Origin of the sequence: Lachnoclostridium sp. An131 (genome assembly GCF_002160825.1) — a bacterium.
In the GTDB taxonomy this organism is placed as follows: Bacteria; Bacillota; Clostridia; order Lachnospirales; family Lachnospiraceae; genus Laedolimicola.
In genome coordinates, this window is the sequence record NZ_NFLI01000011.1 from 103,279 (window position 1) to 129,132 (window position 25,854).

Below are 25,854 nucleotides of genomic sequence, written 5' to 3' on the forward strand. Positions count from 1 at the left end.
GTACAATATAATTTACTATTTGGAATCTCTTATTTTTCTGATATTGCAATTCATCAAATGTCTTCCCAGATATCTGTACAAAAAAATTTTTAATCCGGACATTTCCTGGTGATGCTCTTGAAGCAAATCATCCGGGCAGTCATATATTCCGAAATCACGCGTGATTCCTTCACTTTGAATATAAGTATGATTTCTTTCAAACTCAATAACCGGATTACGAAAATCCTTTACAGCAACACCATAACCGCAAAAAGGGCCCTGACAGTCCGCATGGATGCTTTGCAGCCGCGCCAGATATTGCTTATCCAATATAAAGCCTTCCAGCTCATACCATACCTTTTCTAAATATACTTCCACCCAGCTGTGAAAGATATTTTGAGGAGCATTTTTATATACAATGCCTGTCACGGCTCCTTTCTGCAGTTTTTTGTCAATTGTAAAGCCATGAATCCTGCAGGGGATATGCACTCCGCGGAGCAGCGCCATAAACAAAATTCCTTTTGTATTGCACTGTCCATAACCATCTGCAAGCACCCTGGAAGCCGGAATGTGATCATCTATATTATAGCCAAACCGGATTTCATCACGGACAAATTCATAAACCGCTTTTGTGCGCTTCACAGCTCTTTTTGAGAAACGGCGCAGATAATGTCTCCACTATCCGCGCCATTTCTCATTACACTCTAAGTGTTTTATTCTTTATTTTACTACGAAGTTCAGGATTCTTCCGGGCACGTAAATCTCTTTCACAATCGTTCCCTTCAGCCACTCCGGTACAGCGGCCCTTCCTGCTGCAAGGGCGTCTTCCTTGGAAACGCTGGTGGAAAGCGTTACCGTACCTCTTGTCTTTCCATTGACCTGAACGGCGATCTCGATCTCGTCATCCTTCATGGCTTCCTCATCCGCATCCGGCCAGCCGTGTCCGAAGACGGTCTCGCTGTGTCCAAGCTGCTCCCAGAGCTCTTCTGCCACATGGGGAGCGAAGGGCGCAAGCAGGGTAACGGCTGTCTCCAGCGTCTCCTTGTCGATGCCGCCCTGGCGCTTCGCCAGATCGATCATTTTGTTGTTATACTCCATGAATCCGGAGATAACCGTATTCAGGCTGAAGCTGTTCAGACGGCTGGTGATATCATAAACCAGCTTATGGCGCAGCTTCACGCTCTCCGGCGTTTCTTTGGTTCCCTTGTCCTTGTTGTCCAGAACCAGATTCCAGAAGCGCTTCAGGAAGCGGGATACGCCGTCGATTCCGCGGTCATCCCACTCGGCGTCCAGCTCGGGCGGTCCCACGAACAGCTCGTACATTCTTAAGGAATCGCAGCCATAATCGCGGATCAGGTCGTCCGGTGATACCACATTTCCCTTGGACTTGCTCATCTTGATGCCGTTCTTTCCGGTGATCATTCCCTGGTTGAACAGCTTCGTAAAGGGCTCGTCAAAGTCGATAACTCCAATATCGCAGAGGAACTTGGTGTAGAACCGGGAATACAGCAGGTGCAGCACCGCATGCTCCACGCCGCCGATGTACATATCTACCGGCAGATACTTGTCTGCCTTCTCACGGCTTACCAGCTCGTTGTCGTTGTGGTTGTCCACATAGCGCAGGAAGTACCAGGAGGAGCCTGCCCACTGGGGCATGGTGTTCGTCTCTCTCTTCGCAGGAGCGCCGCAGACCGGACAGGTGGTATTTACCCACTCGTCGATGGCTGCCAGCGGAGACTCGCCTGTTCCTGTCGGCTGATAGCTCTCCACCTCCGGAAGCTCCAGAGGAAGCTGATCCTCCGGCACCGGAACATTTCCGCAGTGCGGGCAGTGGATGATCGGAATGGGCTCGCCCCAGTAACGCTGGCGGGAGAATACCCAGTCACGCAGCTTGTAGTTGACCGTCTTTCTTCCGACGCCCATCTTCTCCACGATATGAGGAGCTTCCTTCTTGAGGACTGCGGATTCCATACCGTTCCAGTCGCCGGAATTGATCATGGTTCCGCTGGCCTCCGTATAGGCTTCGGTCATATTTTCAATTTCTTTTCCATCCTTCGCAATAACCTGAATGATCGGAATGTCGAATTTCTTCGCAAACTCAAAGTCACGGTCGTCGTGAGCCGGAACGCACATGATGGCTCCCGTACCGTAATCAGCCAGAACGTAATCGGACAGCCAGATCGGAAGCTTCGCTCCGTTCATCGGGTTGATGGCATAGCTTCCTGTAAATACGCCCGTCTTGTCCTTATCCTGCACACGGTCCACATTGGAACGCATGGAGGACTTGAAGATGTAATCCTCTACGGCTGCTCTCGTCTCATCTGTGGCCAGCTCTTTTGCCAGCGCGTGCTCAGGAGCAAGTACCATAAAGGTAGCTCCGTACAGGGTATCCGGTCTGGTGGTGTACACAGTGATCTTGTCGTCGCGCCCCTCTACCTGGAAATCCACCTCGGCGCCGTAGGATTTGCCGATCCAGTCGGTCTGCATCTTCTTTACCTTCTCCGGCCAGTCCAGCTTGTCCAGGTCGTTCAGAAGTCGGTCTGCGTATGCCGTAATCTTCAGCATCCACTGACGCAGATTCTTCTTCGTAACCGGGGTTCCGCAGCGCTCGCAGACGCCGTTTACCACTTCCTCATTGGCCAGACCTGTCTTACAGGAAGGACACCAGTTGATCGGGAACTCCTTCTCATAGGCCAGACCTTTCTTGAACATCTGTACAAAGATCCACTGGGTCCACTTATAGAACTTCGGATCGGTCGTGTTGACCTCCATATCCCAGTCGTAAAGCGCTGCGATGTCGTTAATCTGCTTCTTGATATTCTTTACATTCTCCTCTGTGGAAACTGCCGGATGAATGCCCATCTTAATAGCGTAGTTTTCCGCAGGAAGACCGAACGCATCCCAGCCCATGGGATGAATGATATAGTGTCCCTGCATCAGCTTATAGCGGCTCCACACGTCACTGATGACATAGCCTCTCCAGTGTCCCACATGGAGTCCGTTTCCGGACGGATAGGGGAACATGTCCAGACAATAATATTTCGGCTTCTTGCCGTCATTGACGTTTACCGGATGCTCTTCCCATCTCTTACGCCATTTCTCTTCCACCGCGCGGTGGTTAAAGGGTACTGCCATTTTCATTCCACTCCTCTTATTTACTCCCACAGCCTGCTGCAGGGTATTGTCTTGCCGCTGCCGGCCCTGTCCGCAGATTTTTACGGCCGGCGAGTCTGCAGGCGCAGACTTTCACTGCATTTTATCATAATCATACAGAGCCGATTTGTCAAGTCAAATGCCGGACTAAACCGCCCACTGGCTGTTGTACAGCTCCGCGTAAAAACCGTTTCTTTCAAGCAGGCTCTCATGAGTTCCCTGCTCGATGATCTGGCCGTCCCGCATAACCAGAATCAGGTCTGCCTCTTTGATGGTAGACAGGCGGTGGGCCACGATAAAGCTGGTCCTTCCCTCCATCATTTTAACGAAGGCATTCTGGATCTTCAGCTCCGTACGGGTGTCAATGGATGAGGTAGCTTCGTCCAGAATCAGCATAGGCGGCAGACAGAGCATGACGCGGGCGATACACAGAAGCTGCTTCTGTCCCTGAGACAGGCTGCCTCCGTCCTCGGAAAGCACCGTATCGTAGCCTTTTGGCAGACGCCGGATAAAGCTGTGAGCGTGAGCCGCTTTTGCCGCCTGAATGATCTCTTCCTCCGTGGCGTCCGGCTTTCCGTAAGCGATATTTTCCCGTACCGTAGCAGATTTCAGCCAGGTCTCCTGAAGCACCATCCCGTACTGCTCCCGCAGATTTTTCCGGGTCAGCTCCCGGATATCGCAGCCGTCCACCGCAATCCGCCCGCCGTCCACGTCATAGAAGCGCATCAGCAGATTGATCAGCGTGCTTTTTCCGCAGCCCGTGGGGCCCACGATGGCGATCCGCTGGCCCGGCTCCACATGGAGATTCAGGTCCTGAATCAGCGGGCGCTCCTTCGTGTAGGAAAATTCCACCTCCGAAAGGTCCACGCGTCCCTCCGCCCTTTCGAGCACCGGTCCTTCCTCCGGATCCGGCGTCATGGGCTCCTGATCGATAAACGCAAAAACCCGGGCTGCACATGCAAAAGCATTCTGAAGCTCCGTCACCACACCGGATATTTCATTGAAGGGCTTTGTGTACTGGTTGGCGTAGCTTAAAAAAATCGAAAGCTGTCCGACGCTTAAAGCTCCGCGGATGACCGCAAAGGCTCCGGCCACACCTACTCCCGCATACACAAGACTGTTGACAAAACGGGTCGCCGGGTTTGTGATAGAGGAAAAGAAGATCGCCCGCAGGCTGTGCTTTTCCAGCCTCCGATTGATGCTGTCAAAACGGGAAACAGACTCCTCCTCATACCCAAAGGCCTTCACCACCTTCTGATTTCCCACCATCTCGTCAATCAGCCCTGTCAGCTCTCCTCTCGTCTCCGACTGGAGCTGGAACATTTTGTGAGTATTTTTTGCAATAAAATTCGCCACAAGGAAGGACACCGGCGTCACACAGACCACCACCAGGGTGATCCACACGTTGACGGACAGCATGAAAAGAAGGGTTCCGAAGATCGTCATCACTCCTGTAAAGAGCTGGGTAAATCCCATCAGAAGGCCATCGGAAAACTGGTCGATATCTGCGATGAGACGGCTCACAATATCTCCCTGGGGATGGCTGTCGATATAACTCAAGGGCAGATCCTGCATATGGTCAAAGGCTTCTGTCCTTACATCCATGACGACCTTATAGGTCATATGATTGTTGCAGAGGTTCATCAGCCACTGAAACAGCGAAGTGGCTCCAACCACGACGCCAAGCCGTATCAGAAGCGCCGTGAGCGCCTCGAAATCCACTTGTCCTATGCCGATCATATAGTCAATGGCATCTCCGGTCAGTACCGGAGCATACAAAGTCAGCGCTACCGTCAGTACGGCAAGGATAAGAGAGGCCGCCAGATAGAAGCGGTAGCCCGCGATATAATGAAGAATCCTTTTCAGAGCCGATTTATGCTTCATGTGCTTTTTCCTCCTCTGCCGACGCCTGGGAAAGACAGATTTCACGGTAAACCTCGCAGGTCTCAAACAGCTCTCCGTGTGTCCCGATGCCTGCGACCTCGCCATCGTCCAGCACGATGATCTTATCCGCCTGCCGGACTGTGGCCGCCCGCTGGGATACCAGAAAAACAGCCGCTCCCTTCTTTCTCTCCCGGAGCGCCCGGCGGAGCCTTGCGTCCGTGGCGAAATCAAGGGCCGAAGCGCTGTCGTCAAGAATCAGAATCTCCGGATCCCGTACAAGAGCCCGGGCAATCGTAAGTCTCTGTCTCTGTCCGCCGGACAGGTTCCGGCCTCCCTGCAGGATCTCTTCCTCCAGCCCCTTTTCCTTCTTCTCCACGATTTCCAGTCCCTGGGCCGTCTTCAGCGCCTCCAGAAGCTCCTCATCTGAAGCGTCCTTCTTTCCCCAGCACAGATTGTCGCGGATAGTGCCGGAAAACAGCACAGCTTTCTGGGGAACCACGCCGATTTTCTGGCGGAGCGCCTGAAATTCATACTCTCGCACATCCACACCGTCCACCAGCACGCTACCCTCTGATACATCGTAAAATCTCGGGATCAGATTGACCAGCGTAGACTTTCCGGAACCGGTTCCTCCGATGACTCCGATTGTCTCGCCCGGCCATGCCTGAAAGCTTACATGCTCCAAAGAGGCTTCCGCTCCCTGCTGATACGTCATGCTCACATCCCGGAATTCCACGACAGGGACGCCATCTGCTCCATCTTCCAGTTCAGCCGCTCTGCTGCCTGCTCCTGCTGCTCCTGTCGTTCCTGTTTTCACGCCCTTTTCTCCTGTATAGCTTCCCTCTCTCATGCCTGCTTCCTGATCGAAGACCGCGTTAATTCTGGACAGGCAGGCCAGGGAACGTGTCACATTCACAATCAAATTCGCCAGCTTGATAAGCTCCACCAGAATCTGCGACATGTAATTGACAAGAGCCACGACCTGTCCCTGGGTCAGGGCGCCGCTGTCCACCTGCTTTCCACCGGTCCAGACCAGGAGAATCACGGCTCCATTAATGAGCGCATAGGTAAGCGGATTTAGAAGCGCTGAAATCTTTCCCACAAAGAGCTGGGTCTTCATCAGAACCGAACTGTCCGCGTGGAAGGCCGCCCGCTCGTCCTGCTGACGGTTGAACGCCCGCACAACACGGACGCCGGAAAGATTTTCCCTCACGTGAAGGAGCACCCGGTCCAGCTGCCCCTGAACCTTCCGGTATACAGGAACCGTAATCCCCATGATACCGAAAACCACCGCAAAAAGAATGGGTATGACGCCAAGAAAAATGAGCGCCGCTTTTACATCAATGGTAAACGCCATAATCATGGCGCCGAACACAATGAAGGGGGAGCGTAAAAACAGGCGGAGAACCAGATTCACGCCCGTCTGAACCTGATTGATGTCGCTGGTAATCCGGGTGATCAGCGTGGACGTGCCGATAGTATCAAGCTCTTTATAGGAAAAGCTGTTCAGATGGCGGAACAGGGCTCCCCGCATCTGGGTGCTGCAGCCCACTGCCGCCTTCGCCGCAAAATACTGGGCTGTGATGGAGCTTATGAGACCGATCAGTCCCAGCAGAATCAGAATCCCGCCTCTGCCAAGCACATAGGCGGAATCGCCGGCTGCAATTCCCACATCAATGATATCTGCCACGACCAGAGGCACCAGCAGCTCAAAGCTGGCTTCCAGCAGCTTGAACAGAGGCCCCAGAATGCTCTCCTTCCGGTAGTCTCTCATAAAATATAATAACCGCCTCATTGGGTAAAATCCTCCTTTTGGCTCCCGGGAAACGGGAGAACAAGGGTATTTTACACCAACAAGGCGGTTATGACAAGCCGTCATACAAAATGCAGGAGGCCGTCCGGCATCACACCGGAAATATGCCGGAACAATTAAACAGCCTCCTGCAGGACTGATGTCTGGTTTTTACTTTTTACGCCTTCAGCTTAAGCCTCCAGATTCACCCCTGTATTTTTGTCAAATACATGGGCTACATTTCCACCGAAGGTAAAGGCAATTTCATGTCCCATATTGATCACAGAATTATTGATTGTGGGAACAATAATGATTACATCCTGTCCCATCACAGAGACATGGTAATGAATTTCGCTACCCATCATCTCAAATACATCCACAGTTCCATGGAGCATCTCTGTTCCCTGAAGTGAAATATGCTCCGGGCGGACACCAAGAGTCACAGGCCTGGGCTCCACATGGTTCGCAGCCAGCCGTTTCTGCTTTTCCTCAGAGAGCTCCACTGTAATTCCACCAAGAGACACTGCATATTTTCCGCCCTCTTTTACAAGCTCCGCATCAAACAGATTCATCCTCGGCATTCCTATAAAACCAGCTACGAACAGGTTCAGCGGATGATCAAAGACCTCCTGGGGGGTTCCCACCTGCTGAATTACACCGTCCTTCATGATCACAATCCGATCCCCCAGGGTCATAGCCTCTGTCTGATCATGTGTCACATAGATAAAGGTCGTATCAATGCTTTTGCGCAGCTTGATAATCTCCGCCCGCATCTGGTTGCGCAGCTTTGCGTCCAGATTGGAAAGAGGCTCGTCCATCAGCAGCACCTTGGGCTTACGTACGATGGCCCGTCCAATCGCCACACGCTGTCTTTGTCCGCCGGACAGCTCCTTGGGCTTGCGGTTCAAATATTCGGTAATGCCAAGTATCCGAGCTGCTTCCTGAACCTTGCTGTCGATTTCCTCCCTGCTCATTTTTTTCAGCTTCAACGGAAACGCCATATTTTCATAGACCGTCATATGCGGATAAAGAGCATAGCTCTGGAAAACCATCGCGATATCCCTGTCCTTTGCCGTCACATTGTTTACCAGGACTCCGTCTATATACAGCTCTCCGCTGGTAATCTCCTCCAGGCCAGCCACCATACGCAGCGTCGTGGATTTTCCGCAGCCAGAGGGGCCTACGAGAACAATGAATTCCCGATCCGCAATTTCCAGATTAAACTCCTGGACGGCCACTACTCCCTCCTCTGTTACGAGAAGATTGCTTTTCTGTTCCTCCTGCGCTCCCCTTTTCTTCTTTTTTCCGCCAGCGGAAACCGGATAAACCTTCTTCACTTCTTTTAAAGATAAACTTGCCATCTCTTATTCCTTTCTGCAGTATCTGCAGTCCAAATATTAAATCTCATACCACTTGATTTCATTCGCCTCAAGCTGAAGCTCAAAGCTGCTTCCATCTCCCCTGTAGACGATCGTGCTCTGAGGCTCATAGGTATTATTTACTACGCAGTATTTTCCGTTCTTTACATACGCATGGACCTCCACTCTGCAGTTCGTGCTGAACCATCTGTGAAGCTCCTCTTCCCCATGGGCACTCCAGAGAATGCTCCGCAGAAGAATCCGGCTGTTGGCAAAACTGTAGGGAAGGCCGCTGATATAGACGCTCCGTCCCCTTCCAAAAGAATTTACGGCCATCTGTACCTCTTTTTCCCGCTGCACCAGAATTTCCGTTCCCTCAAAAGCATAAATTCCCTTTTTGCCCTCTCCAAAATCTACAGGCTCCTTTGTATCCGCCAGAATAAAGTGTTCCGGATGCTCTTCCCAGTTATATTTGTCATAATTCAGCGTGAGTCCCGTCTCCTTTTCTACGCCCAGCAGACAGGCAAGTTGCAGGAAATGTCCCTGATACTGATGACCGGAAGGTTCTCCCACACCGATGAAGCCGCCGCCTTTACTCACAAACCTGCGTACTGCCGTCACGATTCCTTCATCCGCCCATTCATATCCGCCGGTGTGAGCCGTATCCGCATCTCCTACATTAATCAACACATCAATTTCATCCAGAATTCCTTCATTCTCCCGGATATCATCAAAGGAAATGAACCTGACATCAAAGGGCGCTCCGGACAGAGCTTCTATGACGCCTGCATAGCTGTAGTTTTGCTTCTGATACAGCGCATGGTGTACCATATGACATCCCCAGCTTCGGCTCCTTCCCCAGCTGTTCAATACAGCCACCGTCTTTACACAATAAGGAGTCGTGCCCTTTGCATTCTCATACAGCTCCCGGAATTCCCTGCACACGCTCTCCACATACTCTACAAATTCAGGAAATTTCAGTGCCAGCTTCAAATATCCACCATAGCCGATACGATCCACAGAGCTTCTTAAGATAGCACGCCTGGCTGTCACCCAGTTTTCCTTCGCTTCCCGCACCGGGTCTCCCCCTTCATGGAATACATCCGGGAAAAAGTATGGAAGAAAACGTCCTTCCGTGTACTTTACGCCCGGAATATCGGAAATCAGGCGAAGTGTGCTGCCATTGCCCACGCTTCCCACGACCGCATCCAGACCAATGCTGGCGAATTCCGGCATAAAAGGCTCCGTGCCGATCCAGTGATCGCCCAGAAACATCATGGCCTCTTTTCCATACTCATGGGTAATGTCTACCAGCTCCTTCGCAATTTTTGCCACCTCACGGCGCTGAAACGCCTGAAAGTCCTTGTATTCCCTGCTCGGGATCCGGTACTGGTTATTATAATAGCCCTGATCAATGATATACTCCGGCCGGAAGGGATATCCTGCCTCCTTTTCGAACTGTTCCAGAATATAAGGACTTACGGAAGCAGAATAGCCGTACCAGTCCACGTATTTTTCCCGTTTCAGCTCATCGAACACCAGCGTAAACTGATGAAAAAATGTCGTGTACCGAATCACATTCACATAGGGGTTCTCCTCGCAGAACCGGCGCAGCCGGTCCAGGGAGTACTGGTGTGTCTTCGGCTGTCTTACATCGAACGTAATCTGATGCTCAAAATCCTTCCAGTCATTCGTCACCGCATTGTACATATGTACCGGATCCCAGATAATATAAGCCAGAAAGCTTACCGTATATTCATGGTACGCCTTTGGATCCGGAATCACTACGCAGCCCGTCTCTTCACAGTAGCTCCAGGCATCCGGCGAAACCACCTCTCCGAGCGTACGATCCATGACCTCCCACCAGCGCCGGATATCATCTCTGGTATTTACCTGGAGCAGCTCACCGGATATTCCGCTCATCAGAGGAATTTCGAGGCTCCCGTCTCCGGCTGTATAAAAGCCTGTCATAATATAGCACTGCTGAATCTCATCCGGATTCGCTTTTGCCCACGCATTGTCCTTGCGTGTCGTATAATAGGTAGAATAGATTTTCGCCCCGGTATTCACCAGCTCCTCGGGAAATTCTGTGCCGTCACAGTCCCGAATCGCGTCTGCACCCCAGCGCTTCAGAATCTCTATTGTCTCCGGAACCACATCCAGATCCGTAGGGATTGTTACCCGTCCTGTCTTTTCTGCCTGTCTTATTTCTGCCATATATATGTTCTCCTTATTATTTCCCTGCGGGTGTCTCATAGGGTTTGTTGTAAATCATAAGCGCCGCCAGCAGGCATGCCGTCCCCAGAATCATGATGCCCAGCCCGGCAAGCTGCCCGGTCATCTTCCATCCAATAATCACAAGGCTCAGGCCAAGGATAAAAAACGCCGCAATCAGCGCGCATCTCAGCGTTACATGCTCTTTCCAAAACTTCATTCCTTCACCTTATCCTTTCAATCCGCCCACTGTCATTCCTTCTGTCAGCTGCTTTTGCACACAGATATACAGAATCAGCGTCGGCAGCATGACAAGCACCAGGCCTGCATACATAATACCGTACTCCGCCGCAGACTGCTGGGCCTGCATCAGGTTCAAAAGGCCTACCGGCAGCGTCTTCTGTCCAGTCGCCGAGCTCATCAGCGTCATAGAAATGATATACTCATTCCAGAATGACAAAAAATTAAATAAAATCACCGTGATAATCGAAGGCTTCGCCATCGGAAAGATAATATTCCACATAGCTCTGCCATAGCCCGCTCCATCAATATAGGCCGCCTCCTCATAATCATGAGGCAGGGTCGCAAAATACCCAGAAAGCAGATAAATCGTAAACGGCAGGGCTGTAGCTGCGTAAACCACTGCCAGGACTACCAGATTATTCAGCAGAAAGCCGTTTCCAAACACCTTCCTCAGCCACAAATCGCCATCCCGGAGCATCAGGAAAATCGGAACCACAATATAGTTCACATTGATAAAAAGGCCTGCCATAAATGCCGTATTTAAAAGCTTTCTCCCCCGAAACCGGAAGCGGGACAAACAGTAGGCTGCCGGAAGCGCCACGATCAGCAGAATACCCAGAGCCAGCGCCGTCACCATTACAGAATTGAGCATATAGCTTCCCATATTTGCAGAATTCCATGCGTCCACAAAATTCTGCCAGTAAAAGCCCTTGGGCAGCGCCCAGGGGTTACCATAAAATTCACTGTTCTCCTTGATGGACGCCATAAACACCCAGGCCACCGGAACTATGATCGTGACCGCCAGCGCAATCAGCACCACATAGATAAACGCCTTGTAGAGCCGCTCACCGGAAGCTGTATTTTTCTTCTTACCCATATACGTCCTCCTCAGAATTCCAAAGTCTCACGCTCTGTAACCTTATTTACCAGAGCGGACAGCGCGAAGGAAAACAGAAAGATCACAACTCCAATAGCCATGCTGTAGCCGTAGAGGCCCGCGTCCTTCTGGCTGTACATATAATTCAGCGCCACATCCGAAGCCCCGTTTGGACCGCCCGAGGTCATGGCCTTCACAAACAGAAACGCCATGTTGATCGTGGATATGATAAAAAAGGTCAGCGTGGTCCGGATGTTTGTCCAAATCAATGGAATTGTAATCTGAAAAAACTGTGTAAGCCGCCCTGCTCCGTCCAGCCCGGCACTTTCATAGAGGCTCTGAGGCACGCTGGCCATAGACGCCATATACATCACCATATAGTATCCAATGGCCTGCCAGACCATGGCAATGATAATGCTTACCATAACCAGCGACTGCCCCTTCCACAGGATTGGATTGGTCATATCGCGGAACAGGCCTATAATGCTGTTCAGCATTCCGTTTTCCGGCTTGTAAATCGCAGAGAAAATACCAGAGATTACAACGACAGAAAGAATATTCGGAATGTAGAAAACCACCCTGAAAAAATTCTGTCCCTTCAGCTTTTCCCTGGTCAGGATCCCTGCAAAGACCAGAGCAAAGGCAAAGGTAATAATTGTAACCACAACCACCAGCAGAATCATATTCTGCATAGAACGGATAAAGCTGGCGTCAGTCAGAAGGGTTTTAAAATTTGCCAGGCCTACAAACGTCTCGTCCGGTGTGTAGGCTCCCTTTTCATAGAGGGAAATCCGGAACACATTGAACGTAGGCACAATCATAAATATAAAGAAAAGGATCACGGCTGGCGCCAGGCACAGCACCAGAAACCCCGACATTTTTCTGTCTTTTTTCATAACTGCTTGTTCCTTCCCCAAATCAACACTAACGCGGCGGGCAGTTCTCCTGCCCGCCGCCACAGAAAACATGATACTGTTTCCTTATTCATACATGTTATTTCAGATTTGCGCGCATCTGATCGCTTCCGGCAATCACACCGTCGATCCAATCCTGCTCTGTGATGTCGCCAGACACCAGAGAGTTGACCGGGTCGAAAAATACCGTACGAACCTCGACACCCGGAATCGCGTCAAATGCAGCAAAGTTACCCATGGCTGCCTTTGCGCCATTGTCATAGATGGAGTAGAACATCTGATTATCGCCTTCCAGCGTATCAGAAATATTCAGAACCGGCTGAATCGCACCAGCCTTTGCAAAGATTCCGCATGCCACGTCGCTGTAAAGGAATGCAATAAACTGCTTTGCCGCATCCTGATTTGCAGCGCCGGAAGGAATCCATGCCTGCTCAAACCATGTGTAGCTGTATCTGTCTCCGCCTTCCTCTACGGCCGGAAGAGCTGTCATACCCCACTCAAAGCCTTCTGCTCTCGGAGCATCCTTCATCTCCTCTACGATCCATGTGCCGTTCGGCATAAAGATTGCTTTATTATCCAATACAAGCTGCTGGTTCTGGGTGAAATCCTGATCATTTGCCTGTGCCGGCGTAATCGGATTCGTATAGGAAGCCAGCTTGGTCACAATATCAAAGCATGTCTGTGCCTCTGGAGTCTCCCAGATTCCCTCTTCATAATTAGTCGCTTTGTTAAAGAATTCCGGACCGCCTGCGGAATACATCAGAGCATAGAAGAATGCGTCAAAATATCCTGTAGTCGGATAGGTAAAGAGATAGATTCCCTCTTCCATCGCCTTATCTCCAAGCTCCCACATCTCATCCCAGGTAGTCGGAACAGACCAGCCCTTTTCCTCCAGAAGCCCTGCATTATAGAACAGTCCGCAGGGAGAATAGAACATGGGTGCAAGATAGGTCTTGCCATCGCCATAGGGGTTGGTCAGGCTTGTCTCAGTAAAGCCGCCTGCAATCTTTTCAGAAACCAGGGCATCCTCTCCCGGAACTGTCATGGATAATACATCTGTAATATCCGCAATCATGTTCCCCTTGATAAACTGCTCTGTCAGAGCAGCCTCACGGCCTGTAGCCAGATGAATCACATCCGGATAATCTCCACCCTGCATGGAAGGTCCAATCACATCCTCCAGGTTCTTGTCCGTGGTCAGCTCTACCTGGATTCCGGTCTCAGCTGTAAATGCCTCACACACTTCCTTCCACATATCAGAGCCGTAGGCCGTCTCAATAGCAGCCACCTTAATCGTCACGTCCGATACAGCCTCGCCCTCAGCTTCTGTTCCGGCCTCAGCCTCTGTCTCCGCATCGGTCTGCGTATCAGCCGCCGGAGTCTCTCCTCCGCTGCCACAGCCTGCCAGAAGTGAAACAAGCATAGCTGAACACAGCAACATGCTAATCAGTTTCTTTTTCATATCCTTCCTCCTTTTCCTTGACTGGTGAATACTCACGCATCAATGTTTATAGCCAAAGTATAACCCATTCTTTTCCATATGCAATCCATTTGTTGCTCACTTTTTTATATATCTTGCTCTTCATTCTTGGTTTGTTCAATTTATATAAATTAATCGAACAATAATTGTAAGAAATGCACAAAGAATTATTGTCCAAATACCACAAAAATCAAGATTTCTTTTTTACATTTTATAGAAACTGTTGCCATTCTGTATTTTTAATATTATAATTATCTTGTTTTTATTATTTCTATTTCAACAATAATTATAAAGTATATAAAACGAAAGGAGTCTTATGAGCACCAACCGTTACGACTTTAATTTTCAGGAAAATTCCCGCAAACGCAGCGCCGCCAGGCTGCTCTATGTCAGCTCTGCCAAATACGGCGGCGACTGGCACAGTACACCCCACACCCACAGCTGTTCCGAACTTTTTTATGTAACCGGAGGAACAGGAAAGTTTCTGATCGAGGATCAGAGCTATCCCGTATCCGCCGATGATCTGATCATTGTAAATCCAGGCGTAGAGCACACAGAGCAGGGGGTAAATGCTTCTCCTCTGGAATATATTGTCCTTGGCATAGAAGGCCTGGAGCTGTCCGGCATCCGCGAGGAGAAGGAAAGCCATTACTGCATCGTAAATTTTCGGGGGATGAAGGACAACATCCGTTTTTACCTGAAAAATATGCTGGCTGAGATTGAAGCCAAATCACCTGGCTACGAAATCATCTGCAGCAGCCTGATGGAAATCTTAAGCATCTACCTGACCCGCCAGACAGATTTTTCAACTACCCTCGCTCCGGTCCGGCGCAAGGCCTCGCATCTGTGTGCAGCTGTGCGCCGTTATATCGACAGCCATTACAAGGAAAACATCAATCTGGATCTTCTCGCCTCTATGAACCACGTAAACAAATTCTATATGGTTCATGCTTTTACAGAGGAATACGGGATCTCACCCATCAGCTATATGATTGGCATCCGAATCGAGGAAGCACGTCATCTTCTGAAAAATGATGATTACTCCCTGGCTCTGATCAGCCGCATGCTTGGCTTTTCTTCACCCAGCTATTTTTCTCAAAGCTTCAAAAAATTCGAACACATCAGCCCAGGCGAATACCGGAAACGCTGCAAACAGGAAGCGGCAAAAAGAGCAGACACTCCATGAAGCAGCTAGACTGCAGCCGCAAAAGCGCCGCGAAATCAACAGTCTCCCGTGATTTTGCGGCGCTTCCATATCTCTTTTACTCTATAAAATAAGCTTTACTCGCTTTCCGCAGCTCTCGCAGCGACCTCTTTTTCCTGTACATCAGACGGAGCCTGCTCATAACGCGCAAACTCATAAGAGAACTCGCCGCTTCCACCTGTCATGGAACGGAGATCGGTGGAATAACCGAAGATCTCGGTCATCGGCACATCTGCCACTACCTCCTGCTTTCCGCCCGCTACCGGATTCATGCCCAGCACCCGGCCGCGGCGCTTATTCAGATCACCCATTACGTCTCCGGTATACTTATCCGGAACGGTAACCGTCATCGTCACAATCGGCTCCAGAAGAACCGGGCTGGCTTCCATGAAGCCCTTCTTGAACGCCTGCATCGTAGCCGTCTTAAACGCCATCTCAGAGGAGTCTACCGGATGATAGGAGCCATCGTAAAGCACAGCCTTCACGCCTACAACCGGATATCCGGCCAGAGGACCCTTTGCCACAGATTCCTGCACGCCCTTTTCCACTGCCGGGAAATAGTTCTTCGGAACCGCGCCGCCCACTACGATCTGCTCAAATACGTAAGGCGTCTCCAGATCGCCGGAGGGCTCGAAGGTCATCTTTACATGTCCATACTGTCCGTGTCCGCCGGACTGCTTTTTATACTTGGAATCCACGTCTGCCTTCTTGCGGATCGTCTCGCGGAAGGCTACCTTCGGACGCTCCAGCTCCACCTCTACCTTGAATTTGTCCGCCAGCTTGCTGACCACTACGTCCAGATGCTGGTCGCCCATGCCGTACAGCAGGGTCTGCCGGTTTTCAGAATCGTTGACATTCTTCAGCGTCAGATCCTCCTCCATCATTCTGGAGAGCGCCTGGGAAATCTTATCCTCATCTCCCTTATTCTTTGCTCTGTAGCGCTTGTATGTATAGGGCTTGGAAATCTCCGTCTTTCCGTAAAGAACCGGCGTCGCCTTCGTAGACAGGGTATCTCCTGTCTTTGTATTCGAAAGCTTTCCGATCGCTCCGATATCGCCTGCGTGAAGCTCAGAAACCTCAATGGGCTTATTGCCCTGCATTACATAGAGCTTGCTCAGCTTCTCCTCCGTCTCCCGCTCCTGATTGTACAGGGTATCATCCGATTTGATGACGCCGGAGGACACCTTGATCAGGGAATACTTTCCGATAAAGGGATCCACGATGGTCTTAAATACATAGGCGGATTTTGCCTTTGAGAAATCATAATTTGCCTCAAAGATCTCATTGGTCTTCATATTGATGCCGTTGCAGGCCTTCTTGTCCGGGCTCGGGAACAGCTCCACGATATCGTTCAGCAGGTTGTGAATATTGCGGATCTCTGTGCTGGATCCCATGGAAACCGGAATAATGTCTCCGTCGCATACGTTAAACTTCATAGCTGCGCGGATCTCACTGAAGGTAAACTCCTCGCCGTTGAAATAGCGCTCCATAAACTCGTCAGAGGTCTCCGCCACGGCGTCCAGAAGAGCCTCGCGGCAGATCGCAAGGTTTTCCTTGGAATACTCAGGGATCTCGCAGGGCTCACGCTTTCCGATATCCGTAAAGCGGCGGCCTTCCATCTTGCATACGTTGATATATCCTACAAATTTTTCATTCTCACGGATGGGCTGATAGAACGGAGCAATCTTCTTTCCGTACAGCTCGGTCAGATCCTCCACCACCTGGCGGAAGGACGCATGGTCCACATCCATCTCAGATACAAATACCATTCTCGGCAGCTTATATTTCTCGCAGAGCTCCCACGCCTTCTGCGTGCCCACCTCTACGCCCGCCTTTCCGGACACTACGATGATCGCCGCGTCAGCCGCAGACACTGCCTCTTCCGCTTCTCCCACAAAATCAAAATATCCCGGCGCGTCCAGAATATTAATCTTGCAGCCCTGCCAGATGATAGGAACCACAGACGTGGTGATGGAAAATTTTCTCTTAATCTCTTCCTTATCATAATCGCTGATCGTATTTCCCTCAGTCACCTTGCCGATACGGGACGTCAGTCCGGACGCATATGCCATCGCTTCCACCAGACTGGTTTTTCCGCAGCCGCCGTGCCCCAGAAGTACTACATTGCGAATCTTGTCAGTTGTGTAAATATTCATGCCTCTTCCTCCGATTACTTGATTTTACGGTTCAAAACGTGCTCTTTGCCAAGACATACAACATCAGCAGGAAAAGCAGTTCGATCGCCATGGCTATATTCTACTAAAATTTCAGGTAAAGTTCAACCCTTTTATACAATTTTGCCAAGATTTCCAGTCTGTTTTTGTGGCATTTTTCTCTATTATGCAGATTTTCTTCTGTTTTTTTGCTCCCGTCATCCTGGTTCATCCAGTATTGCTTTCTCACTTTAAAGCAAGAAAGGATTGACATTTATGCAGAAAAACCTTAAACTAGAAAACCAGGGGGCTTCAGAAGCGGAAGCCATGCCGCAGGCATGCCGACGGAACCAAAAGCCCCTTCACCTGCAGCGCACGAAAGGGAGTATTCACATGAAGATACAGACAGTTGGTTTTATCGGCCTTGGGCTGATCGGCGGTTCGCTCGCCAAAGCAATTAAAATGTACCATCCGGACGTCCGAATCCTGGCCTACATGCGCAGCCAGGACACTCTTCGGGAAGCCGTCCAGGAGGGGACGATCGATCAGGCCTGTGAAGCAGTAGACGGGAAATTCTCAGCCTGCGATATCATATACCTGTGCGCGCCTGTCTCCACCAACGCCCGTTATCTGGAGGCGCTGAAGGCCTTTCTGCCTGAGACCTGCCTTTTGACCGACGTGGGAAGCACGAAAACAGATATTCACAGTAAGGTGCGCGCGCTTGGGCTGACAGACCGTTTCATCGGAGGCCATCCCATGGCAGGCTCAGAAAAAACAGGCTACGAGAACGCCAAGCCGCATCTTATAGAAAACGCTTACTATATTCTTACCCCCGGGGAAAACGTCCCTTCTCAGACTGTGGAAGCCTTTACCGCCTTCACCGCCTCACTGAAAGCGATTCCCCTTGTGCTGGATTACCGGCAGCATGATTTTATCACCGCCTGCGTCAGCCATCTTCCCCATCTGATCGCTTCTTCTCTGGTAGAGCTGGTAAAGGATCTGGACGGGCCGCAGGAGCTGATGAAGCAGATTGCCGCAGGCGGCTTCAAGGACATTACCCGGATCGCCTCCTCTTCCCCTGAGATGTGGGAGCAGATCTGTATGACGAATTCCGCAAACATCCTTCAGGCTCTGGAGCATTACCAGAAGCAGCTGGAGGATTTCCGCCAGGAGCTGCTTCAAAAGGATTCGGAAGGAATCCACAGCTTTTTTGCCGCCGCCAGAGATTACCGGAATTCTATTCCCGATACCTCTGCCGGACCTCTCAAAAAGGTATACGCTTTTTACTGCGATATGGTGGACGAGGCAGGCGGCATCGCCACGCTGGCGACTATCCTTGCTTCCGGCGGCATCAGCCTCCGGAATATCGGCATCATCCATAACCGGGAATTTGAAGAGGCCGTTCTGCGGGTAGAGCTTTACGACGAGGATGCCTATCAGAAGGCAGTCGCCCTTCTCCGGAAATACCGTTATACCATCTATGAACGGTAAGGCATTCCTGCCGCCCCGCTGTTCATTTATAAACGAATCAGGAGAACTGTTATGAAATTCACGCGAGTTAAAAGCTTAAGGGGAGAAATCACTGTCCCCGGAGATAAATCCATTTCCCACCGGGCCGTCATGTTCGGCTCTCTGGCACAGGGCACGACGACGGTGGAAAATTTTCTGAGAGGGGCTGACTGCCTCTCGACAATCGACTGCTTCCGCCGCCTCGGAATCCAGATTGACGAGACGCCGGAGCTTATCACCATTCACGGCAAAGGGCTTCACGGCCTCACTGCTCCGTCGCAGCTTCTGGATGCGGGGAACAGCGGAACGACCACCCGCCTGATTTCAGGAATCTTAAGCGGTCAGAGCTTTGAAACCACCCTGACAGGAGACGCTTCCATTCAGAAGCGGCCCATGAAGCGTATCATCGAGCCTCTGACCCAGATGGGCGCTTCCATCACAAGTCTTCACGGGAACGGCTGCGCCCCTCTGAACATTCAGGGGCGCCCTCTTCACGGCATTCACTATACCACAAAGGTAGCTTCCGCCCAAGTGAAATCCTCCATTCTTCTGGCGGGGCTTTACGCAGACAGCGCAACCAGCGTCACCGAGCCCGCTCTCTCCCGCAATCACTCGGAACTGATGCTGCGGCAGTTCGGCGCGGACGTGCAGACAGAGGGAACTACCGCCACGATCCAGCCGGGGCCCGCTCTGGCCGGACAGAAAATCGTCGTCCCCGGAGATATCTCTTCCGCAGCCTATTTTATTGCGGCGGCCTGCATCACGCCGGATTCCGAGCTTCTTATCCGAAACGTGGGAACGAATCCCACCCGGGACGGCATCTTACGTGTCTGCCGCATGATGAATGCTGATGTCACCATACTTCCCCATGCACAGAACGACGGGGAGCCTTCCGCCGATCTGCTGATCCGGAGCTCCTCTCTGAAGGGCTGCGTCATAGAAGGGGAACTGATCCCGACGCTGATCGACGAGCTGCCTGTCATTGCAGTCATGGCCTGCTTTGCCGAAGGAACCACCATCATCCGGGATGCTGCAGAGCTGAAGGTCAAGGAATCCAACCGCATTGACGTCATGGCCGAAAACCTCACTGCCATGGGCGCTCAGGTCACAGCCACAGATGACGGCCTCATCATAGAAGGCGGCCGCCCCTTGCGGGGAGCCGCCATAGACAGTCATCTTGACCACCGGATCGCCATGTCCTTTGCCGTCGCCGCCCTGAATGCAGACGGAGAGACCGAAATTCAGGATGCCGAATGCGTCAATATTTCCTATCCTGCCTTTTATCAGGATTTAAACAGAATCTCTTCCAGGACCTGAGCTACGCCTTCCTCGGTATTGGCCGGAGCGACGCGGTCCGCCTCACACTTTACGTTGTCCGGACTGTTCGCCACCGCCACGCCGATTCCGGCAAAGCGCAGCATATCAATATCGTTGTCCGCGTTGCCAAAGGCAATGATCTCATCCGGACAGACACCTAGACGGGCGGCCGCTTCCCGAAGCGCCGCCCCTTTTCCGCTTTTCAGAGCAGAAAGCTCCAGACGGTAGTGCGTGGAGGAGGTCATATAAAATCCTCCCAGCGCATAGATCTTATCAAACCATTCCACCTTGTTCAGCGGTCCCTGGCAGATGATATCCAGCGCGTCCAGCTCTTTCTTATGTTCCCATATAAAAGCATAAATATCGTTCACCGGCGTCCGCGTCCGCTGCAGATAGGGAATCACCCGTTTCGGCGCTCCATAGGACACCGGGTTCTCAAGGAAGGCCCGGGAAGCGAGGGGATGTCCCTGCCAGAACACCTCTATGGCTGTCTCCGGCTCTTCTCTCAGAAGCTCCAGCAGCTTTTCCACCTTCTCCTCCTCCATAGGACAGGAAAAGCTCCGCTCTCCCTTCTTCGGATCGTAGGTGGCAGCCCCGTTGGAAGTGATGGCATAGGTCAGCCCTTTCAGCGCCATGACGTCTTCCGGAAGTGAACTGTAGGCCCGGCCGCTGGCGGCGATCAGGTAGATGCCGGCTTCCGCAGCCTGTTCCAGCACCCGTTTTGTCCGCTCCGTCAGACGGCTTTTCTCATCCAGGGCAGTGCCATCCAGATCAAGGGCAATCAATTTTATCTTCTGCATTCCTCTTCCTCCTTCATCCGTCCCCTCTGAAGCCTTCTTAAGACTTATCCGCTTTTATACACGCTCTCTTTTAAAGAGCCGCCGGACGTCTCATTTTATGAACATCGCATCTCCAAAGGAGAAAAACCGGTACCTCTCCTTCACAGCCTCCTCATAGGCCTTCATGATGGTCTCCTTATCCGCAAAGGCTGACACCAGCATCAGGAGCGTGGATTCCGGCAGGTGGAAATTTGTAATCAGGGCATCCATCATCTTAAACCGGTATCCCGGATAGATAAAGATATCCGTCCAGCCGCTTCCGGCCCTCAGGATCCCGTCTTCTCCGGTGGCAGATTCCAGCGTGCGGCAGCTTGTGGTTCCCACGCAGATTACTCTGCCTCCGGCTGCCTTCGTATCATTGATGAGCTTCGCCTGCTCCTCCTCCACCACATAAAACTCCGAGTGCATGTGATGCTGCGTCACATCCTCCACCTTCACCGGACGGAAGGTGCCAAGCCCCACATGGAGCGTCACATGGGCCAGCTTCACTCCCTTCTCTTCGATCTCCTTCAAAAGCTCCGGCGTAAAATGAAGGCCCGCCGTGGGGGCCGCCGCCGAACCGTCATGCTCTGCGTAGACGGTCTGATAACGGTTCTTATCCTTCAGCTGATGGGTAATATAAGGCGGCAGAGGCATCTGTCCCAGCCTGTCCAGGATCTCCTCAAAAATACCGTCGTACTCGAAACGGATCAGCCGGTTTCCTTCTTCCACCACTTCCAGAACCTCGCCCTTTAAAAGCCCCTCTCCGAACACAATCCGTGCTCCCGGCCTGGCCTTCTTTCCCGGCTTTACCAGCGTCTCCCAGACGTTGTCTGCTTTCCGTGTAAGGAGCAGGACCTCGATTCCCGCTCCCGTATCCTCCTTAACACCCATCAGACGGGCCGGAATTACCTTTGTATTATTTACCACCAGGCAGTCTCCCGGACGCAGATATTCTGTGATATCGCGGAACACTCTGTGCTCTGTCTCTCCTGTCTTTCGATCCAGGACAAGCAGCCTGGAGCTGCTTCTGTCCTCCAGAGGATCCTGGGCAATCAGCTCCTGGGGAAGATCATAATAAAAATCACTTGTTTTCATCTTTTCTGTTTCCTTATCTGTTCTTCTTGTCCTTTCGGCAGCCCTTCTCAATTCTGCCAGTATTTCTTTTTCTTAAAGTAATACAAAATTCCGCCTGCTATGGCGACGCTCAGAAGGATCACGTAAAGATAGCCAAATCTCCATCCAAGCTCCGGCATATTCTTAAAGTTCATGCCGTACCAGCCCACAATCAGCGTCAGCGGCTGGAAGATAATCGTCACCATCGTAAACAGCTTCATCGTATTGTTCAGATTATAATTGAGCGTCGCGTCAAGAGCCTCTCTGAGGTGAATCAGATTGTCGCAGAGAAGCTGTGTATTGTTGCTCAGGCGCTCGGATTTATCCGTAAAAATCTTAAAATACCGCAGATCCTCTTCCTCGAAGAGATCGTTTTCGTTCTCCTGCAGAGTCTCTCCGATATCAATCAGCTGCTCGTAGTAGTTCTTCAGAGTGGACAGCCGGTTGCGCAGCTCAAAAATCTCCGTGTTCAATTCCCTGTCTGTCTTTCCGTCCACGACCTCGCGCTCCATGGCAATGATCTGGCGTTCCGTCATGACAAGGCCCTTGTTGCCGCTGGAAAGCAGACGTTCCAACACGCCGTAGATCACCTTTTCCATCGTCGCATTCTGCCGGAACCTTCCGATCGCGTCCAGAAACATCTGCCGGATGCTGTCGCCCTTGTCAATAATCTTTACCACGATAAACAGGTTCTTTTTGATAAAAAAGCCAATACGGTTTCTCCTGCTGCTTAAGTTTAGAATATCTACTATGTTAATCATGCCGAAGCTGAATTCATCATATACATCGATGCTGGTCCGAAAATGCGTGAAATCCGTCATGCAGTCCTTGACCGCTATCTCGGAAAGTCCCAGATCCTTATGGCACTTTCGCAGCTCGTCCAGCGTCAGATATCCTACGCAGATGTCATGCTCTCCCAGCTGCTCCAGCGTGATTTCCCGGATCTCTTTGTCATGAATTGCAAAAAACATAACGCCCTCCCATTTTGCTTTTACTCCGAATTTATTCTATACCTTTTTTCGTTTCGGGTAAAGAAAAAAGTGAAGAAAAGCAGGGCCTGTCCCTGCGCGCGTTTTCATTGACAGGCCTCCCCCTGCGGGCTTATACTGGAAAAAGCCAAAACCGGGCAGCTTACTTTGCCCGGCAGAAAGGATGGAAACGCTATGAATATACAGATATCCAATATACAAATACGCGCCTATGCAGAACAGGATGTAGCCGCCATGAATAAAATCTGGAATGAGGTCGTGGAGGACGGCATCGCATTTCCACAGACCGAGCTGCTGGATGAACAGTCCGGCGCCGCATTTTTCTCGGAACAGACATACTGCGCCGTGGCTGAGAATACGGAAAGCGGCCGCATCCTCGGCCTCTATATTCTCCATCCCAACAACGTCGGCCGCTGCGGCCATATCTGCAACGCCAGCTACGCCGTAAGCAGGGATGCCCGCGGCCTCCATATCGGCGAAAAGCTGGTGCTGGACTGCCTGGCCCAGGGAAAGGCCCACGGCTTCCGGATTCTCCAGTTCAATGCCGTCGTGCGGACCAACACCCACGCAAGGCATCTCTATGAACGGCTTGGCTTTACACAGCTTGGCGTAATCCCCAGAGGCTTTCTGATGAAGGACGGGCATTATGAGGATATCTGCCCCTACTACCGGGAGCTGTAAAAAGAGGTAAAAGTAAGGGTGAAAGGGACGCCCCGGAATTTCTGTATTCCGGGGCTGTTCTCTTTCTCCTTACGTATTAACGGGAAAGTCTCTGTTTTGATTTTCCGGCTGCTCAGCAGCTTTTTTCAAAATGCCGGTCAACAGCTCCCTGTGCGATTTTGGAATACTGATCCCGCTAAGATAAGCTCCAATAAAAACTGCCGTTATCAAAATCAGCTCTATCCAATCTTTTCCGGTAATAAAATGCCCCGCCGCTGCATCACCGATGATAAAGAACCAGAAAATTCCCAAAAAAGCTATGATTATCGTATAGAAAATGCGGTATTTCCTGTGAAATTTTTCTTCTTTCCTGAAATAATACTGGATTATGATTCTATTTTGCTCTGTTTTAAAGCATCCAGCCAGTTCCGTAGGGTTAGATGGCAAAAAGAATCTGGTTATGTTCGTTGCTGTATCAGTCTGATACGTTAATACAAAATTATTCCATCCAGTCCAGCACGATATACTTCCCCAGTCTCCTCTATTCGCATTGTAAATGACTGTCTCATACTCAATATTTTTTAACAGCTTCTCTGTCTCTCTCTCATTTGCAGCAATTTTGTAAGGATTCTTTTCACTGTAATTTCCGAAAAGGCTTCTGCAAAAGCTCTTCATGAAGCTCACCTCCCAACAGGGCAGGGAATTTCCCAATTCCAGGAACTGCTGTTTTCTATTCTATCCCTCTGGCTCTGTCCAGGACCTTCATGACAAGCAGGCTCTGATCGAGACGCTGGCGAAAAGTCTCTCTGTCGTCCTTTATCCAATAATCCGCAAATGCCCGAAGCTCATCATAGAAGACGGGGACATTCTTCACAAGCTCATAATGAACCGCCTCTTTTCCATTCTCCTGGTAAGAAAATTCCGGAAAACGGCTCGTATTGGAGTGGCTGAAGATGCAGCCCTTATCACCCTGGATATTGACAGACAGGGGAGCCGCGCAGTCCTTTGCGGCAATGCAGGCGCACTTGAAGGAGGGATATTCCAGAATCAGAATCCCGGAGGTATCCACGCCCTGCTCGATATTCGGGAAATAATGAACGCCCGCAGGCTCGCCAAACAGCCCTGTCACAAAATGAATGTTGTAGACATTCAGGTCAAACAGGGCTCCGCCCGCCTTATTCACGTCAAAGACCGGCGTGATATTTCCCTGCTTGAATGCGTCATAACGGCTGGAATACTGGGCGAAATCGATCTGCACAATCTTGATGTCTCCCAGGCCCGGCAGCAGCTCTCTGACCTTTTCATAATTGGGATTGTACTGGTTGGTGACCGCCTCGAAAAGAATCAGGCCCTTTTTCTCCGCAAGCTCTGCCAGCTCCGCCGCCTCTGCATAGGTCACGGTAAAGGGCTTTTCCATAATCAGATGCTTCCCGGCCTCCAGCGCCTGCTTCGCGAAGCTGTAATGCAGGCTGTTCGGCAGCGGAAGATACAGCACATCCAGCGAATCGTCCGCCAGCAGCTTTTCATAGCTGTCATAGGACGCCGGAATCTGATATTTCTCACAGAGCTCTCTTCTCTTTTCCTCTTTTCTTGCAAACAGAGCTCCCACCTCCATCTCCGGGATCTGCTCTGCCGCCTCCAGAAACCAGGGGACCGTCATGCCTGCCCCTGTAATTCCCACTCTTATCGGTCTTCTCATCCTTCTGTCTCCTCCTAAATATATAAGTGTAGGATTTATTCCATAAATCCCCATTTATAAATCTGCTGCGCCAAAGTCTTCTCCGCTTCTGCGGATTTCTTTTATTTTATCATATCCGTACGCAGCTTGGGAAGCAGAAAGATTGAAAATGAAAAGTAGAGGGTATCCATTCCTTTAATCGCATGACAAACAAGCCATCTTTCGGTGGCTGCTTTAAAAATTGAATATTGAAAAGTTAAGGTTATGCAGTTGCTGACTTAATCTTATAACCTTGATTTCTTGCGATGATGATTGCCTGTTCTACCGTGATTTCCCGGTCAACAGGAGGCAAATCTGATTTCCGGTAAAGTTCCGCATTATAGTTTTCACCGTTCTTCAACATGTGATATAATGCGGTAAGAAGCATTCTTGCTATGGCAATGATTGCTTTCTTGTGACCGCGACGCTTTTTGAGACGGAGATAGCGGTTACGAATCTCAGGATGCTTTTTGCTGG

20 protein-coding genes and 1 pseudogene are annotated in these 25,854 nt (G+C 50.8%); 4 read left to right on the forward strand and 17 right to left on the reverse strand.

Annotated elements, in window-relative coordinates; translation table 11 throughout:
- Positions 1-15: 15 nt before the first annotated feature.
- The 10 genes from B5E77_RS10555 to B5E77_RS10600 form a co-directional block, all read right to left on the reverse strand.
- Positions 16-621 (reverse strand): transglutaminase-like domain-containing protein, encoded by a 606-nt coding sequence (locus B5E77_RS10555; protein WP_330394679.1) that lies wholly within the window; start codon positions 619-621, stop codon positions 16-18.
- A gap of 78 nt (positions 622-699) precedes the next feature.
- On the reverse strand, positions 700-3,114 hold the full coding sequence (gene leuS, locus B5E77_RS10560) for a leucine--tRNA ligase (protein WP_087165372.1): 2,415 nt from the start codon (positions 3,112-3,114) through the stop codon (positions 700-702).
- 165 nt (positions 3,115-3,279) lie between these two features.
- Positions 3,280-5,016: an ABC transporter ATP-binding protein gene (locus B5E77_RS10565; protein WP_204248045.1), complete on the reverse strand. Its 1,737-nt coding sequence runs from the start codon at positions 5,014-5,016 to the stop codon at positions 3,280-3,282.
- On the reverse strand, positions 5,006-6,811 hold the full coding sequence (locus tag B5E77_RS10570) for an ABC transporter ATP-binding protein (protein WP_143468618.1): 1,806 nt from the start codon (positions 6,809-6,811) through the stop codon (positions 5,006-5,008). The genes B5E77_RS10565 and B5E77_RS10570 overlap by 11 nt, the downstream gene beginning before the upstream one ends.
- Before the next feature lie 188 nt (positions 6,812-6,999).
- Entirely contained in the window at positions 7,000-8,169 is a 1,170-nt protein-coding gene (locus B5E77_RS10575; protein WP_087165350.1) for an ABC transporter ATP-binding protein, read from the reverse strand.
- Positions 8,170-8,205: 36 nt separating this feature from the next.
- Positions 8,206-10,383 carry a 1,3-beta-galactosyl-N-acetylhexosamine phosphorylase gene (gene gnpA, locus B5E77_RS10580; RefSeq protein ID WP_087165351.1) on the reverse strand — a complete coding sequence of 726 codons (2,178 nt, stop codon included), beginning with the start codon at positions 10,381-10,383 and terminating at the stop codon, positions 8,206-8,208.
- 16 nt (positions 10,384-10,399) lie between these two features.
- Positions 10,400-10,600 carry a DUF6903 family protein gene (locus B5E77_RS10585; protein WP_087165352.1) on the reverse strand — a complete coding sequence of 67 codons (201 nt, stop codon included), beginning with the start codon at positions 10,598-10,600 and terminating at the stop codon, positions 10,400-10,402.
- 9 nt (positions 10,601-10,609) lie between these two features.
- Complete coding sequence (locus tag B5E77_RS10590) at positions 10,610-11,500, reverse strand: carbohydrate ABC transporter permease (RefSeq protein ID WP_087165353.1); 891 nt, start codon at positions 11,498-11,500, stop codon at positions 10,610-10,612.
- 11 nt (positions 11,501-11,511) lie between these two features.
- Entirely contained in the window at positions 11,512-12,396 is an 885-nt protein-coding gene (locus B5E77_RS10595) for a carbohydrate ABC transporter permease (protein WP_087165354.1), read from the reverse strand.
- A gap of 97 nt (positions 12,397-12,493) precedes the next feature.
- Positions 12,494-13,876 (reverse strand): carbohydrate ABC transporter substrate-binding protein, encoded by a 1,383-nt coding sequence (locus B5E77_RS10600; protein WP_087165355.1) that lies wholly within the window; start codon positions 13,874-13,876, stop codon positions 12,494-12,496.
- Positions 13,877-14,210: 334 nt separating this feature from the next.
- Here B5E77_RS10600 and B5E77_RS10605 point away from each other — a divergent pair, with 334 nt between their 5' ends.
- Positions 14,211-15,080, forward strand: a complete 870-nt coding sequence (locus B5E77_RS10605) for an AraC family transcriptional regulator (protein ID WP_087165356.1) — start codon at positions 14,211-14,213, stop codon at positions 15,078-15,080.
- A 95-nt stretch (positions 15,081-15,175) separates the two neighbouring features.
- Here B5E77_RS10605 and B5E77_RS10610 read toward each other — a convergent pair whose 3' ends face one another.
- Positions 15,176-17,254, reverse strand: a complete 2,079-nt coding sequence (locus B5E77_RS10610) for an elongation factor G (RefSeq protein ID WP_087165357.1) — start codon at positions 17,252-17,254, stop codon at positions 15,176-15,178.
- Positions 17,255-17,644: 390 nt separating this feature from the next.
- Here B5E77_RS10610 and B5E77_RS10615 point away from each other — a divergent pair, with 390 nt between their 5' ends.
- Together B5E77_RS10615 and aroA are read left to right on the forward strand one after the other, a co-directional pair.
- Complete coding sequence (locus B5E77_RS10615) at positions 17,645-18,742, forward strand: prephenate dehydrogenase (RefSeq protein WP_087165358.1); 1,098 nt, start codon at positions 17,645-17,647, stop codon at positions 18,740-18,742.
- 51 nt (positions 18,743-18,793) lie between these two features.
- A complete protein-coding gene (aroA, locus tag B5E77_RS10620) occupies positions 18,794-20,077 on the forward strand; it encodes a 3-phosphoshikimate 1-carboxyvinyltransferase (RefSeq protein WP_087165359.1) in 1,284 nt (427 codons plus the stop codon).
- Here aroA and B5E77_RS10625 read toward each other — a convergent pair.
- The 3 genes from B5E77_RS10625 to B5E77_RS10635 all read right to left on the reverse strand — a co-directional run bounded on the left by B5E77_RS10625 (position 20,044) and on the right by B5E77_RS10635 (position 22,982).
- Positions 20,044-20,877, reverse strand: a complete 834-nt coding sequence (locus tag B5E77_RS10625; RefSeq protein WP_087165360.1) for an HAD family hydrolase — start codon at positions 20,875-20,877, stop codon at positions 20,044-20,046. The genes aroA and B5E77_RS10625 overlap by 34 nt on opposite strands.
- 90 nt (positions 20,878-20,967) lie before the next feature.
- On the reverse strand, positions 20,968-21,993 hold the full coding sequence (gene queA, locus B5E77_RS10630) for a tRNA preQ1(34) S-adenosylmethionine ribosyltransferase-isomerase QueA (RefSeq protein WP_087165373.1): 1,026 nt from the start codon (positions 21,991-21,993) through the stop codon (positions 20,968-20,970).
- A 47-nt stretch (positions 21,994-22,040) separates the two neighbouring features.
- A complete protein-coding gene (locus B5E77_RS10635; RefSeq protein WP_087165361.1) occupies positions 22,041-22,982 on the reverse strand; it encodes a magnesium transporter CorA family protein in 942 nt (313 codons plus the stop codon).
- Between the two features lie 192 nt (positions 22,983-23,174).
- On the opposite strand from B5E77_RS10635, the gene B5E77_RS10640 reads away from it, so the two are divergent.
- Entirely contained in the window at positions 23,175-23,681 is a 507-nt protein-coding gene (locus B5E77_RS10640; protein ID WP_087165362.1) for a GNAT family N-acetyltransferase, read from the forward strand.
- A gap of 69 nt (positions 23,682-23,750) precedes the next feature.
- Here B5E77_RS10640 and B5E77_RS10645 read toward each other — a convergent pair whose 3' ends face one another.
- The 3 genes and pseudogenes from B5E77_RS10645 to B5E77_RS10655 all read right to left on the reverse strand — a co-directional run.
- Positions 23,751-24,335 (reverse strand): hypothetical protein, encoded by a 585-nt coding sequence (locus B5E77_RS10645; protein ID WP_087165363.1) that lies wholly within the window; start codon positions 24,333-24,335, stop codon positions 23,751-23,753.
- A 55-nt stretch (positions 24,336-24,390) separates the two neighbouring features.
- The gene (locus B5E77_RS10650) at positions 24,391-25,359 is read right to left on the reverse strand and encodes a Gfo/Idh/MocA family protein (protein ID WP_162609684.1); all 969 of its coding nucleotides are present in this window, start codon (positions 25,357-25,359) and stop codon (positions 24,391-24,393) included.
- Positions 25,360-25,600: 241 nt separating this feature from the next.
- Positions 25,601-25,854 (reverse strand): annotated as a pseudogene (locus B5E77_RS10655) (IS110 family transposase); the annotation flags it as partial.

Excerpts from the sequence above, each read along its gene's own strand:
- leuS (WP_087165372.1), bottom strand. The coding sequence starts at position 3,114 with ATGGCAGTACCCTTTAACCACCGCGCGGTGGAAGAGAAATGGCGTAAG.
- B5E77_RS10565 (WP_204248045.1), bottom strand. The coding sequence starts at position 5,016 with ATGAAGCATAAATCGGCTCTGAAAAGGATTCTTCATTATATCGCGGGC.
- B5E77_RS10570 (WP_143468618.1), bottom strand. The coding sequence starts at position 6,811 with ATGAGGCGGTTATTATATTTTATGAGAGACTACCGGAAGGAGAGCATT.
- B5E77_RS10575 (WP_087165350.1), bottom strand. The coding sequence starts at position 8,169 with ATGGCAAGTTTATCTTTAAAAGAAGTGAAGAAGGTTTATCCGGTTTCC.
- gnpA (WP_087165351.1), bottom strand. The coding sequence starts at position 10,383 with ATGGCAGAAATAAGACAGGCAGAAAAGACAGGACGGGTAACAATCCCT.
- B5E77_RS10585 (WP_087165352.1), bottom strand. The coding sequence starts at position 10,600 with ATGAAGTTTTGGAAAGAGCATGTAACGCTGAGATGCGCGCTGATTGCG.
- B5E77_RS10590 (WP_087165353.1), bottom strand. The coding sequence starts at position 11,500 with ATGGGTAAGAAGAAAAATACAGCTTCCGGTGAGCGGCTCTACAAGGCG.
- B5E77_RS10595 (WP_087165354.1), bottom strand. The coding sequence starts at position 12,396 with ATGAAAAAAGACAGAAAAATGTCGGGGTTTCTGGTGCTGTGCCTGGCG.
- B5E77_RS10600 (WP_087165355.1), bottom strand. The coding sequence starts at position 13,876 with ATGAAAAAGAAACTGATTAGCATGTTGCTGTGTTCAGCTATGCTTGTT.
- B5E77_RS10605 (WP_087165356.1), top strand. The coding sequence starts at position 14,211 with ATGAGCACCAACCGTTACGACTTTAATTTTCAGGAAAATTCCCGCAAA.
- B5E77_RS10610 (WP_087165357.1), bottom strand. The coding sequence starts at position 17,254 with ATGAATATTTACACAACTGACAAGATTCGCAATGTAGTACTTCTGGGG.
- B5E77_RS10615 (WP_087165358.1), top strand. The coding sequence starts at position 17,645 with ATGAAGATACAGACAGTTGGTTTTATCGGCCTTGGGCTGATCGGCGGT.
- aroA (WP_087165359.1), top strand. The coding sequence starts at position 18,794 with ATGAAATTCACGCGAGTTAAAAGCTTAAGGGGAGAAATCACTGTCCCC.
- B5E77_RS10625 (WP_087165360.1), bottom strand. The coding sequence starts at position 20,877 with ATGCAGAAGATAAAATTGATTGCCCTTGATCTGGATGGCACTGCCCTG.
- queA (WP_087165373.1), bottom strand. The coding sequence starts at position 21,993 with ATGAAAACAAGTGATTTTTATTATGATCTTCCCCAGGAGCTGATTGCC.
- B5E77_RS10635 (WP_087165361.1), bottom strand. The coding sequence starts at position 22,982 with ATGTTTTTTGCAATTCATGACAAAGAGATCCGGGAAATCACGCTGGAG.
- B5E77_RS10640 (WP_087165362.1), top strand. The coding sequence starts at position 23,175 with ATGAATATACAGATATCCAATATACAAATACGCGCCTATGCAGAACAG.
- B5E77_RS10645 (WP_087165363.1), bottom strand. The coding sequence starts at position 24,335 with ATGAAGAGCTTTTGCAGAAGCCTTTTCGGAAATTACAGTGAAAAGAAT.
- B5E77_RS10650 (WP_162609684.1), bottom strand. The coding sequence starts at position 25,359 with ATGAGAAGACCGATAAGAGTGGGAATTACAGGGGCAGGCATGACGGTC.